Raw genomic sequence first — 13,303 nt, 5'->3', positions numbered from 1 at the left:
CGCGATTTATCGGTTAGAAATGGCGCTCATGACGGTTTCCTGGACTCCGCACCGCTTCACTGGTGGCCTTCTTGCACTCGATACGGCGAACACCGTCGTGCTGCGTGGCGATCCCCAGAAAACCTTCGACCGGCTCAAAGATCCGGCAGAGATCGCCCGTTTCGCCGACGCGGCAAGCGTCTTTCGCGCCGCCGAGCTTGGCGGCAGGCGGCTCGAAGCGCCGTTGCCGGGTAAGATCGCGCCGGTCGTGCTGGCGATCCGCGAGACGACCGACCGGCTGTTTCGTGGTGCGGCGTCGAAAGGCGCGGTCGCCACGGGCGATCTGCCTGACTTCCTGGAGGCCTGCGCCGAGGGTCTCGCGCACAGCCGCACCGAAATCCGTGCGCCGGGACGGCCATTCGGCGATCCGGCGACGCCTATCGCCTTCGAGGCGGCACTGGCGGTTTCGGCACTGTCGCTGCTACAGGGCGACACCGTCGCTAGGTTGAAGGTCTGCCCCAACTGCACTTGGCTGTTCCTCGACCGAAGCCGCAATTCCAGCCGTCTTTGGTGCGACATGGCGGTGTGCGGCAACCGCCAGAAGGCGAGCCGCCATTATCGTCGCCGCCGAACGGCAGCCGGAGGGACGGCCAATGTCTAGGAAAATCTTGCGTCTGGTCGGCGCCGCGCTCGTGGCAGCGACGATGCTCAGCGCCTGCCGCGATACCGGCAGGGACGGCGAAGGCAGATTGTTCGAGATCTCCGGCAAGCTGTTCGTCTTCAACTACCGCCTCGCAAGGGCGACCTATGTCGTCACGCTGAGACCGTTGCAGCCTATGCAGGAAGGGCAGGTCGCGGTCGCCAGCTTCCAGAATCCGGCTGGCGGCGAGCCGTTGGTCGTCGAGCAGAAAGTCTGGCCGAAGCTCGGCAAGGTGTCGCTCGAGAGCCCGGCGCTTTTCTGCATCGTCAAGGACAAGCCCTATGCGATTGCGATCAGCATCAAGGATGCCGACGGTGCGGTTCTCCAGAAGATCGACACCACGCTGATGTCGACGCAGGACCAATCGGTCCTGCCCGACCGGCCGCTGGTCATCGACCAGCTTTATACGCCCAATCCCGAGCTTGCCGGCCATCCTGACGGCAAGCTGCCGGGCGCGCCTAAGCCCGACTGTTCGAAGACCGGCTGACGCGTCGCCGCCGGTATCGGCTGCGGCCGGAATTTTCATGCGCTGGCGAGCAACCGATGTGCGGTTTCTTACACCATCGGGCGCGGACCGGATCGTTTGTTGCGCTTCGCCTTGGTATCTTCGATTTTGTTTGACCTGCCCGGCAAGGGAAGAAACACTGTAGCATCCGATCCCGACGTTGGCTGTGCTTGCGGCCTCCGCAGAGGAAATGCCTAATGACGCTGCATGATGTCGCGCTCGACGACAAGTTCGATTTGGGAAAGGAGCGCATCTTCCTTTCCGGCGCGCAGGCGGTCATCCGTATGCTTCTGATGCAGCGCGAGCGCGACCGGCGGGCTGGCCTGAACACTGCCGGCTTCGTCTCGGGCTATCGCGGCTCGCCGCTCGGCGGGCTCGACATGCAGCTTTGGAAGGCCAGGAAGCAGCTCGCCCAGTCGGACATCGTCTTTCAGCCCGGTCTCAACGAGGAACTGGCAGCCACCGCCTGCTGGGGATCGCAGCAGGCCGAATTGCTCGGCGAGGGCACGCATGACGGCGTCTTTTCAGTCTGGTACGGCAAGGGACCGGGCGTCGACCGCTCCGGCGACGTGTTCCGCCATGCCAATCTCGCCGGCTCGTCTAGATATGGCGGCGTGCTTGCCCTGATGGGCGACGACCACATGGCCGAATCCTCGACCAACGCGCACGCCACCGAATTCCTGTTCGTCGACACCATGGTGCCGATTCTCAATCCGGCCGGGGTTCAGGAGATCATCGACTACGGGCTCTACGGCTTTGCCATGTCGCGTTTCGCCGGCACCTGGGCGGCGATCAAATGCGTCAAGGACAACATCGAATCGACGGCTTCGGTCGATGCCGCGCTCGAACGGCTCGATATCGTCGTCCCGGACTTCGACATGCCGCCCGGCGGTCTCAATATCCGCAACGAGATCGACATGCTCGGCCAGGAAGAGCGGCTGCATGAATACAAGCGCGCCGCCGCTTCGGCCTTTATCCATGCCAACGGGCTGAACCGGATCGTCTATTCCGGTGGACGTGCCCCGAAGCTTGGCATCGTCACCATCGGCAAGAGCTATCTCGACGTTCGCCAGGCGCTGGAAGACATCGGCGTCGACGAGGTCGCCGCCAACCGCATCGGCATCAGGCTGTTCAAGGTCGGCTGCCCGTGGCCACTTGACCTGCAGCACATCGCCGACTTCGCTCGCGGCCTCGACACCATTGTCGTCGTCGAGGAGAAACGCTCGCTGATCGAGGTGCAACTGCGCGAGAACCTTTACGGCACCGCCACGCAGCCGGTCATCGTCGGCAAGAAAGACGAGCGCGGCGACGGGCTGTTCCCGGCCAAGGGCGCGCTCGATCCCAACGACATCGCCATAGCACTCGGCGAGAGGATCTTGCGGACGATCGGCCCGTCGGACGAGATTGCCGCGCGGGTGGCGAAACTTCGCCAGTTCCAGGCGATGCTCGCCGATACGTCAGACATCGCCTCGCGCACGCCCTTCTTCTGCTCCGGCTGCCCGCACAATTCCTCGACCAAGGTGCCGGACGGCTCGCTCGCCGCCGCCGGCATCGGCTGCCATTTCATGGCGCTTTGGATGGACCGCAACACCGTTGGTTTCACCGCCATGGGTGGCGAGGGCGCGCAATGGGTCGGCCAGGCGCCGTTTTCGAAGCGCGACCACATCTTCCAGAATCTTGGCGACGGCACCTACAACCACTCCGGCGCGCTGGCGATCCGCTTTGCGCTGTCGACCGACGCCAACATCACCTACAAGATCCTCTACAACGACGCCGTCGCCATGACCGGCGGCCAGCCGCACGAGGGCGGCCTGACGGTGGACATGATCGCCAGGCAGGTGCGCGCCGAGGGCGTCGAGCGCATCGCGATCGTCACCGACGAGCCGGACAAATATGCCGGCAAGGTCGAATTCCCCGCCGGCGCCACCATCCATCATCGCGACGACCTCGACCTCGTCCAGCGCGAATTGCGCGCGGTCAGGGGCACATCCGTGCTGATCTACGACCAGACCTGCGCCGCCGAAAAGCGCCGCCGCCGCAAGCGCGGCACCTTCCCCGATCCCGACAAGCGCGTCTTCATCAACGAGCTGGTCTGCGAAGGCTGCGGCGATTGCGGGGTGCAGTCGAATTGCGTGTCGATCCAGCCGGTCGAGACCGAATTCGGCCGCAAGCGCAGGATCGACCAGTCGAGCTGCAACAAGGATTTCTCCTGCATCAACGGGTTCTGCCCGTCCTTCGTCACCGTGCATGGCGCCAAGATCAGGAAGGCCGAGGGTATGGCCGGCACGACCGATCCGCTCGACGGCGTGCCCGCGCCCGCCGAATTTCCGCTCGGCGAACAAGGCTGGGCGGCGATCATCGACGGCGTCGGCGGCACCGGCGTCGTCACCATCGGCGCGGTGCTCGGCATGGCGGCCCATCTCGAAGACAAGGGCTGCGGCATGATCGACATGGCCGGCCTTGCCCAGAAGGGCGGCTCGGTGTTCACCCATGTCCGCATCGCGCAGAGCCCGGACGATATCCATGCCATCCGTGTTTCGGCCGGGAAGGCCGACCTCGTGCTAGGCTGCGACCTCGTCGTGTCGGGCGCCCAGAAGGTGCTCGCCGCGGTGCGCGAAGGCCACACGATCTTCCTCGCCAACACCGCCGAGATCATGCCCGGCGAGTTTACCCGTTCGGCGGATTTCTCGCTGCCTGTCGAGCGGCTGAAAAAGGCGATCCGCACTGCCGCCGGCGAGGATAAGGCGCATTTCTTCGATGCCACCCGCACCGCCACCGCGCTGTTCGGCAGCTCGCTCGGCGCCAACATGTTCATGCTCGGCTTCGCCTTCCAGCATGGCGGCTTGCCGCTGTCAGCCGAGGCAGTCGAAAAGGCGATCGAGCTCAACGGCCAGGCCGTGGCCATGAACGTCTCAGCCTTCCGCTGGGGCCGCCGTGCCGCCCACCAGCCGGATTTCGTGCGCGGCCTCGTTGCCCAGCCGGGCAAGACTGCACAGACGGCCGCTGTCGCCGAAACGCTGGACGACATCATAGCCCGCCGCGTCGCCTTCCTCACCGCCTATCAAAGCGCCGCCTATGGCAAGCGCTATGCCGACAGACTGGCCGCGCTGCGCAAGGCTGAAGCCAAGGCGGTGCCCGGTTCGACCAATGTGACCGAGGCCGCCGCGAGGAACCTGTTCAAGCTGATGGCGATCAAGGACGAATACGAGGTGGCGAGGCTCTATACCGACGGCTCCTTCGCCGCCGAGCTGGGCAAGCAGTTCCAGAGCTACGACAGCCTGGAATTTCATCTCGCGCCGCCAATCATGGGCAGGCGCGGCAAGGATGGCAAGCCGAGGAAATCGAGCTTCGGTCCCTGGATGATGAAGGGGTTTCGCCTGCTGGCAGCGATGAAAGGATTGCGCGGCACGGTCTTCGATGTGTTCGGCTACAGCACCGAGAGGCGTATGGAACGGCAGCTTCTTGTGCAGTACGAGGCTGACCTGGAGCTTGTCGCCGCAGCACTCGCGCCGGGCAAGGTCGAGGCCGCCGCAGCGCTTGCCTCGGTGCCGGCGCTCATTCGTGGCTATGGTCACGTCAGGCAGGCCAGTGCCGAAAAGGCCGCTGGCGAGCGCCAGAGGCTGCTCGATCGGTTGGCAAAGACGCCGGTACGGCGGGAACTCCAGGCCGCCGAGTGATCGATATGCCCTATTTACCTGAAACCTGCCTCACGTTGGGTCAACGGGGTTGGTGGCGGGGCCCGAAACGGCCTCTCTAAACCTTTCTTAAGGCGAATGTGACACAGCTTGGCTCCCCAGGGTTGGGATTCAAGCGTGAATCTAAGAAGAAAGAACGAGATCCCGGTCGACGTCTACATTCCGTTCGTCGAAACTCTGTTTCGCGACGGTTTCACGCTGTCGATTGGTCTCGTCGCGCAGACGCTCCTCGTCATTCTGGTCTACTGGAAGACCATGGACGTGACGTATCTTCTGGTCGCCGCTGGGCTGATCATCGTAGGCACGCTGCGCCTTCGCAATATCAAAAAGTATTTGCGGCGTCCTTCCCCGACGACTTGGGAGGAAGCGCGCGCCCGCGAAAACGACTATATCATTTATGGTTCGATGCACGGCTTCATGCTTGGTGCTTTCTGTTTCGTCGGCATCTATCTGGCACACGACAGCTATGCCGAAATAGCCGCTGTCTGCGTTACGCTGGCATCGGTCACGTCGATCGCCGGCCGCAACTATGGCTCGCCGCGGATGGTCATGATCTTCATCATGACCACCACATGGCCGATATCACTGGGTTTCATCCTGCGTGGCGATGTCTACCATGTCATACTTGGTCTGATGTCGGCTCCCTTCCTGTTCGCTATCAAACGGTTTGCCGATATCGTCCGCGAAGTCCTGTTTACCGCTCTGTCCGAGGAGAAGAAGGCGAATCGCATCGCCCAACGCTTCAATCGGGCGTTGAACACCATGTCGCATGGCCTTGTCATGCTCGGCCCCGACGGCCGAGTGGCGGTGGCCAATGCCGAAGCCGCGCATCTGATGTCGCTCAAGTCCCCCGACGCGCTGCTCGGGCGGTCGATCCACGGTCTGCTGATGCGCGGCGTTGCCGGCGGCATGCTGGCGCCGAAAGACTGCCGCTACATCGAAGCCCAGCTTACGCGCGCCCTGCGCGAAGGGCGCGACCGCAAGGTTCTCGTCTCGCTCGCGAACGGTCAGCATTACGAGTTCTCGGCGCGCGAGGGTAGCCAGGAACTGGGCGTCATCACCTTCGAGGACGTGACGGCCCGCGTTGAGGCGGAAGACAAGATCCGCTTCATGGCGCGTTACGACAGCCTCACCGGCCTGCCCAATCGCGCTTATTTCCACGAGCTGATCGGAGAGGCGATGGCGTCCGGCGACCTTGAGCGCCTTTGCGGGCTCGCCGTGCTTGATCTCGACGACTTCAAAAACGTCAACGACACCCTTGGTCACCCGGTCGGCGACGGATTGATCTACGCCGTCGCGGAGCGGCTGGCGGCGGTCGCCGGCCCAGGCATCACCATCAGCCGTTTCGGCGGCGACGAGTTCATGATCTTCTTCGACCGTGTCGAGGACGAAAGTCATCTGATCGGCCAACTCGACGGGATTTTCGTCGACTTGCAGGGCGAGGTCGACGTAGCCGGCCATGGACTGCGCATCCAGGCCAGCGGTGGCGCCGTGCTGTCGCGGGTCAAGGATACCGATGTCGACGCCATGATCGTCAAGGCGGATCTCGCGCTCTACAAGGCCAAGGAACTCGGCAAGAACACTTGGCGATTGTTCGAAGCGTCGATGGACGCCGCTTTCCGGAACCGCCAGCTGATGAAGGCGGATCTGCGCACCGCAGTGGAAAGCAAGGGGTTGCGGGTGGTCTACCAGCCGATCGTGGCGATGAGCACGATGCGCATCGTCAGTTGCGAGGCGCTGTGCCGTTGGGACCACCCCGAGCTCGGACCGATTTCGCCCAGCATCTTCATTCCGCTGGCGGAAGAAATGGGCATCATTTCCGAGATCAGCACCTTCGTCCTGCATGCCGCGTGCACTGAATGCGCCAAATGGCCCGCGCAGACCAGTGTCTCGGTCAATCTCTCGGCCAAGGACTTCCGCAACCGCGACGTTATCCAGAAGGTTCGCGATGCGCTCGCCAGTTCCGGTCTCGCCGCCGGCCGCCTGGAGATCGAAGTCACCGAGACGGCATTGCTCGACGACAAGTCGCTGACGCGTCAGTACATCGAGGAATTGAAACGGCTTGGCGTGCGCATCGCGCTCGATGATTTCGGCACCGGCTATTCGAGCCTGAGCTATCTCCACAAACTGCCGCTCGACAAGATCAAGATCGACCGTTCGTTCCTTATAGACGTCACCCAGAACAGCCGTTCGCTCGAATTGCTCAAGGGCATCGTCAATCTGTCACGGCCGCTGGGGCTTTCGGTGACCGTCGAGGGCGTCGAAACCTTCGAACAGCTCAAGATACTCTCGTTGCAGGTCAAGCCGGACCTGGTCCAGGGATTCCTGTTCGGCTCAGCGCTCAGCGCATCCGGCATCGAGACCATGTCGAGCACGGTCTGGCCCTTTGCTAAGGACATCAAGACGGGCAGGAAGGCGACACGCCGCTAATTCCTGACGAAAAATCTCGTACTTTAGTATAATTTTACCTATTATTAAGGTTAATGACTGGTAAATGACCCCTATCCAGTTTTCATCTTTACATCGTACGACCCCGCCGTAGTGTTGCTCGCGGGGGCAGTTTGCGGGGTTTGAGTTCATGGTTGTTGAGTTGACTTCGCCTCGCCAGGCGGCGGGCGCTGAACATGAGAATATGTCTACTTTCGCGCGTCACGTTTATGCGCTCCTCGACCGGACGGAATACCGCCGCTGTGAAACCGGCGAGGATTTCGAAAGTATCTACAGGTTGCGCTACAACGCCTATCGGATGAACGCGCTGGTACCCGAGAATGCTTCCCGCGAGGTCCATGACGAGTTCGACGAGCTGCCGAACTGCCATACGTTCGGCATCTACATAGACGGGCGGCTGGTCAGTACGATGCGCCTGCACGATGTGTCCGCCGACAACCCAGCGTCGCCGGCTCTAAGCGTCTACAAGGACCTGTTGACGCCGCGTCTGGCGGCTGGCGAGCTCTTTATCGACCCAAGCCGTTTTGCCGTAGACGCCGAGTGGTCGCGGGTTTATCCGCAGATCCCTTACGTCACGCTGCGCTTGGCCGGCATGGCGTGCTTCCACTTCCACGCGCCTTATTGCATATCCATGATCCGCGAAGATCATGCCGCCTTTTACAAACGTATCTATCGGGCACGGCCGATCGGCGACGCGCGTCCTTATGCTGGCGTAATCAACTGTTTTGCGCTGCTCTATCAAGCCGATGTCCTGGCGATCAAGAACGAGACCTACGCCCGGTTCCCATTTTTCCGGTCGACGCCGATGGAACAGCGCCTGATGTTCGGCAAGCCGCCGGCCGGAGAACTCGCGCCGCTGACCATCCTGCCGACAGCCAAATACTATCGCGAAGCCGCCTGACATCTGGCAAATTTAGAGCGCGGCTGGAGCTTTCCGGCCGCTTCGGCGTTCTGGGAGGCGCGCGGGTGGCGCGTGGACGACGTCAATCTGCATCGCTCCGGCGGCAATTCTATCGAAAGGAACCGACATGACCATTTCCACGCTCGCACTCACTCCACTGATCTCGCTGATTGCCGGCGTGCTGATCCTGGTGATGCCGCGGCTCCTCAACTACATCGTCGCGCTCTATCTGATCGTCGTCGGCCTGCTCGGGTTGTTTCCACAGCTCGCCGGCTGAAAATGGCGGCTGGCGCGGCGAGCGTTAGCCGGCAAGCAAGCGCAAGGCGGCTGCAACGGTTGCCTCCGGAACATCCTTGGCGGCTTCAACTTTCCTTTGAGGCTGTTGTCTCCGGCGATGCGGCAATAGCGCCATTGCCCTCGGCCCGGCTTTTCGCTATGTGCCTCAAAGATGTCTTCGAAGGGGTATTCCTATGGCTGATCACACGCCGACCGGTCCTGTCGAACTGGGCGCGAAGATGGACTATGCCGAGCACGACCGCACCTATGCCGGCTTTGTCATGCTCGCCAAATACGGATCGCTCTTTTGCGCCGCCGTGCTCTTGGCAATGGCTTTCGGCTTCTTTGCGGGCGGCTTCTTCTCCGGGTTTATCCTGTTCGTTCTGATCCTCGCCGTCGGCGCCTTCATTCTCCGGTAAATTCTTCAAAACCCCTTGCCCTTCAAACCCTTGCCCGCGACATCGCCGGAAGTCCGGCCGGCGTCCTGCGCAGACAGGTTCCAGCCGAAAGGATCATGCGGTGGGACAGACGGTTTTCATCCCTCGTGAGCTCGATGCGAACGAGCCGCGCGTTGCCGCCTCGCCGGACACGGTGAAGCGGCTGGCGGGGCTGGGGTTCGACGTGATCGTCGAAAGCGGCGCCGGCACGGCATCGCGCATTCCCGACGAGGAGTTTGCCAAGGCGGGCGCTGCGATCGGCAAGGCCGGCGATGTCGCCAAGGCCGATGTGGTGCTGAAGGTGCGCCGGCCTAGTGAAGCGGAGCTGAAGGCCTATCGCCGGGGCACAGCGGTCATCGCCATCATGGATCCCTACGGCAACGATGCTGCCGTCGATGCTCTGGCAAGGGCCAGCGTCACCGCCTTCTCGATGGAGTTCATGCCGCGCATCACCCGCGCCCAGTCCATGGATGTCCTGTCCAGCCAAGCGAACCTCGCCGGCTATCAGGCGGTGATCGACGCGGCTGCCGAATATGACCGGGCGCTGCCGATGATGATGACGGCGGCCGGCACTGTGCCGGCGGCGAAGGTCTTCATCATGGGCGTCGGTGTCGCCGGCCTGCAGGCCATTGCGACGGCAAGACGGCTTGGCGCCGTCGTCACCGCCACCGACGTGCGCCCCGCCGCCAAGGAGCAGGTCGCCTCGCTGGGCGCAAAGTTCCTGGCGGTCGAGGACGAGGAGTTCAGGGCCGCCGAGACCGCTGGCGGCTACGCCAAGGAAATGTCCAGGGAATACCAGGCCAAGCAAGCGGCACTGACCGCCGAGCACATCGCCAAGCAGGACATCGTCATCACCACGGCGCTGATTCCCGGCCGTCCGGCGCCGAAGCTCGTTTCGGCCGCGATGGTCGCCTCGATGAAGCCGGGCTCGGTGATCGTCGACCTCGCGGTCGAGCGCGGCGGCAATGTCGAAGGCGCCGTGCCCGGGCAGGTGGTGACCACGGCCAACGGGGTAAAGATCGTCGGCCATCTCAACGTGCCGGGCCGCGTCGCGGCATCCGCCTCGCTGCTCTACGCCAGGAACCTCTTTGCCTTCCTCGAGACGCTGGTCGACAAGACCACGAAGACGCTTGCCATCAACCGCGACGACGATCTGGTCAAGGCGACGATGCTGACCGATGGCGGCCAGGTCGTGCATCCGGCTTTCGTCAGGGTTGAGCAAGCGCCGTGTGTCGAACCGCCGGCGATCCCGGCCAAAACGATGGTCGCCGACGCTTCCGCGAAACCGGCTGCTGCAAAGAAGGCCGCGCCCAAGAAACCGGTCGCACCCAAGTCGCCCCCATCGAAGTCGAAAGGGACCGCGTGATGGACCAGACCTTGCAGAAAGCCCTCGACCAGCTCGACCAGGCGACCGCTGCCGTCCGGCTCGCGGTGCAGGATCTGGCCACCGCTCCAGGCGGCACCGATGCGGCAGCCGACGCTGCGCACGCGCTGTCCGGCGGGGCGATCGATCCGTTCGTCTTCCGTTTCGCCATTTTCGTCCTGGCGATCTTCGTCGGCTATTACGTCGTCTGGTCGGTGACGCCGGCGCTGCACACGCCGCTGATGGCAGTGACCAACGCCATCTCCTCGGTCATCGTCGTCGGCGCGCTGCTTGCCGTCGGCATCTCGGCGTCCGGCATCGCCACCGGTTTCGGTTTCGTCGCGCTGATGCTGGTCTCGGTCAACATCTTCGGCGGCTTCCTCGTCACCCAGCGCATGCTGGCCATGTACAAGAAGAAGGACAAGTAGAGCGAGATGAACGCCAACTTCGCCTCCTTCCTCTATCTGGTCTCCGGAATCCTGTTCATCCTGGCATTGCGTGGCCTGTCACACCCGACCACCAGCCGCCAGGGCAACATGTACGGCATGATCGGCATGGCCATTGCCATCGCCACCACGCTGGCGCTGGCGACCCCTTCGGCGGGCGGCTTCGGCCTCATCGTGCTTGGTCTTTTGATCGGCGGCTCGGTCGGCGCGGTCACCGCACGGCGCATCGCCATGACCTCGATGCCACAGCTGGTCGCCGCCTTCCACTCGCTCGTCGGCCTCGCCGCGGTCATGGTGGCGGCTGCCGCCATCTATGCACCGGAAAGTTTTGGCATCGGCACAGTCGCCGATATCCATGCTCAGGCGCTGATCGAGATGAGCCTCGGCGTCGCCATCGGCGCCATCACCTTCACCGGCTCGGTCATCGCTTTCCTCAAGCTCGACGGCCGCATGTCGGGCAAGCCGATCATGATCGGCGGCCGCCACTTCATCAACGCCGCGCTTGGCATCGCGCTGATCGTGCTGATCGTGCTGCTGGTCACCTCCGAGTCCAAGCTGGTGTTCTGGCTGATCGTCGCGGCATCGCTTGTCCTTGGCGTCCTGCTCATCATCCCGATCGGCGGCGCCGACATGCCGGTGGTCGTCTCGATGCTGAATTCCTATTCGGGCTGGGCTGCGGCAGCACTCGGCTTCACGCTCGGCAATCTGGCGCTGATCATCACCGGCGCGCTGGTCGGCTCGTCCGGTGCGATCCTGTCCTACATCATGTGCAAGGGCATGAACCGGTCTTTCATCTCGGTCATCCTCGGCGGCTTCGGCGGCGAGACTTCCGCCGCAGCGGACGACGGCATCGAGCGCACGGTCAAGCAGGGTTCGGCCGACGATGCCGCCTATCTGATGATGAACGCACAGAAGGTCATCATCGTGCCGGGCTACGGTATGGCGGTCGCCCAGGCGCAGCATGCGCTGCGCGAGATGGCGGACAAGCTCAAGGCAGCCGGTGTCGACGTGAAATACGCCATTCATCCGGTCGCCGGCCGCATGCCGGGCCACATGAACGTGCTGTTGGCCGAAGCCAACGTGCCTTACGACGAAGTATTCGAGCTGGAGGACATCAACTCCGAATTCGCGCAGGCCGACGTCGCCTATGTCATCGGCGCCAACGACGTCACCAACCCTTCGGCTCGTGACGACAAGTCGTCGCCGATCTACGGCATGCCGATCCTCGATGTCGACAAGGCCCGCACCTGCCTGTTCGTCAAGCGCTCGCTCGGCTCCGGCTACGCCGGCATCGACAACACGCTGTTCTACAAGGACGGCACCATGATGCTGCTCGGCGACGCCAAGAAGATGACCGAAGAGATCGTCAAGGCGATGGATCACTGACCGGCTTCGCGGCGCCGATACACCGCCGGTTGCTCGAATTAAGCCCGGCTCCCCGCCGGGTTTTTTCTTGACCCTGAGCATCCGACGTCTTTGCTTCCATGCCGGTTTCAGAGCTACGATGGGCGAATTCTGTTCCGGGATTTTCACCAACGGAGGCACTGGTGTCCGACCTTCATCCTGCTGCGTCGCCGGTCACGGGCAGTACGCCGGCCCCGGGTAAAACGCCGCGCAAGCTCAGTCAGGCTGTGGTCATCGTGCATGGCATGGGCGAACAGCAGCCCATGAGCACGCTGAGGGAATTTGTTCAGGCTGTTTGGAGTCACGATCCCGCTCGCGTGCCGTTTTATGCCCGTGTCTCCGATCCGGGCCGGCCCGCCGGCGAGAAGATCAACCGGAGCTGGATCACGCCCGACAGCCGGACGAATTCGCATGAGCTTCGCCGGATCACCACCCCTTACGACGTCGCTGGCCGCCGCACCGATTTCTACGAGCTCTATTGGGCCGACATCACGCAAGGCACGACACGGGGCCGGCTTGCAGCCTGGGTGACGAGCCTGCTCTGGCGCAAGCCCGCCGACATTCCGCGCGATGCCCGTGGGCTTTATGTCGTCACGCTTCTGGCCGTCATAACGGTCCTGTGTGCGGCGCTCGTGCTCGCGACATCGGCCTCGCAAGGGTATCTTTCCTGGACCACGGGCACGCTCGTCACGATCCTGGCCTCGTTCGTCATCTGGTTGGTGGACCGATTTGGCCTGCCTTATTTCGGCGATGTGGCCGCCTATGTGCGTGCTGAAGCGGCAACGGTCGAGAAGCGCGCGCTTGTCCGCGACCGTGGCCTGACGCTGCTGAGGCGTCTCATGATGGACGATGGCTACGACCGGATCGTGCTGGTCTCGCACAGCCTGGGATCAATCATCGCCTATGATCTGCTGCAGATATTGTGGGCCGATTTCAGGCCCCGAAAGCTGGAAGCTGCCCGCGACAAGGCGAGGCTGAAGGCAATCCACGCCGTCGACAAGGCCACGCTCAAGTCAGATGGTGCTGCGTGGCCCAGCTTGGATGATTTTTCCGGATTCCGGCGCGCCCAATGGGAGCTCTATCGGCAGCTTCGCGTCAGGGACGCCGATCATCCATTACCATGGAAGATCAGCGATTTCGTCACGCTTG

11 protein-coding genes are annotated in these 13,303 nt (G+C 63.0%); all 11 read left to right on the top strand.

What is annotated here, in order from left to right; all coding sequences use genetic code 11:
- Positions 1–28: 28 nt before the first annotated feature.
- Positions 29–640: a CGNR zinc finger domain-containing protein gene (locus EOC93_RS14970; RefSeq protein ID WP_127204984.1), complete on the top strand. Its 612-nt coding sequence runs from the start codon at positions 29–31 to the stop codon at positions 638–640.
- Entirely contained in the window at positions 633–1,166 is a 534-nt protein-coding gene (locus tag EOC93_RS14965; RefSeq protein WP_127204983.1) for a hypothetical protein, read from the top strand. The genes EOC93_RS14970 and EOC93_RS14965 overlap by 8 nt, the downstream gene beginning before the upstream one ends.
- 215 nt (positions 1,167–1,381) lie before the next feature.
- Entirely contained in the window at positions 1,382–4,861 is a 3,480-nt protein-coding gene (locus EOC93_RS14960; RefSeq protein WP_127204982.1) for an indolepyruvate ferredoxin oxidoreductase family protein, read from the top strand.
- A 135-nt stretch (positions 4,862–4,996) separates the two neighbouring features.
- The gene (locus EOC93_RS14955; protein WP_127204981.1) at positions 4,997–7,309 is read left to right on the top strand and encodes an EAL domain-containing protein; all 2,313 of its coding nucleotides are present in this window, start codon (positions 4,997–4,999) and stop codon (positions 7,307–7,309) included.
- Between the two features lie 295 nt (positions 7,310–7,604).
- The gene (locus EOC93_RS14950; protein WP_337124837.1) at positions 7,605–8,228 is read left to right on the top strand and encodes a hypothetical protein; all 624 of its coding nucleotides are present in this window, start codon (positions 7,605–7,607) and stop codon (positions 8,226–8,228) included.
- A 127-nt stretch (positions 8,229–8,355) separates the two neighbouring features.
- Positions 8,356–8,505 (top strand): DUF3096 domain-containing protein, encoded by a 150-nt coding sequence (locus tag EOC93_RS14945; RefSeq protein ID WP_065006071.1) that lies wholly within the window; start codon positions 8,356–8,358, stop codon positions 8,503–8,505.
- A 193-nt stretch (positions 8,506–8,698) separates the two neighbouring features.
- Positions 8,699–8,923, top strand: a complete 225-nt coding sequence (locus tag EOC93_RS14940; protein WP_095484367.1) for an aa3-type cytochrome c oxidase subunit IV — start codon at positions 8,699–8,701, stop codon at positions 8,921–8,923.
- Between the two features lie 100 nt (positions 8,924–9,023).
- Entirely contained in the window at positions 9,024–10,307 is a 1,284-nt protein-coding gene (locus EOC93_RS14935) for a Re/Si-specific NAD(P)(+) transhydrogenase subunit alpha (protein WP_127204980.1), read from the top strand.
- Positions 10,304–10,732, top strand: coding sequence for a proton-translocating transhydrogenase family protein (locus tag EOC93_RS14930; protein ID WP_174654382.1), 429 nt, complete (start codon positions 10,304–10,306; stop codon positions 10,730–10,732). The genes EOC93_RS14935 and EOC93_RS14930 overlap by 4 nt, the downstream gene beginning before the upstream one ends.
- A 6-nt stretch (positions 10,733–10,738) precedes the next feature.
- Positions 10,739–12,136 (top strand): NAD(P)(+) transhydrogenase (Re/Si-specific) subunit beta, encoded by a 1,398-nt coding sequence (locus tag EOC93_RS14925; RefSeq protein WP_127204979.1) that lies wholly within the window; start codon positions 10,739–10,741, stop codon positions 12,134–12,136.
- A gap of 161 nt (positions 12,137–12,297) precedes the next feature.
- The coding region (locus tag EOC93_RS14920; protein ID WP_245461464.1) for a hypothetical protein at positions 12,298–13,303 on the top strand (1,006 nt) is incomplete at its 3' end.

This window comes from Mesorhizobium sp. M6A.T.Ce.TU.002.03.1.1 (assembly GCF_003997275.1).
GTDB lineage: Bacteria > Pseudomonadota > Alphaproteobacteria > Rhizobiales > Rhizobiaceae > Mesorhizobium > Mesorhizobium mediterraneum.
This window is presented reverse-complemented; position numbering and strand designations above follow the sequence as displayed.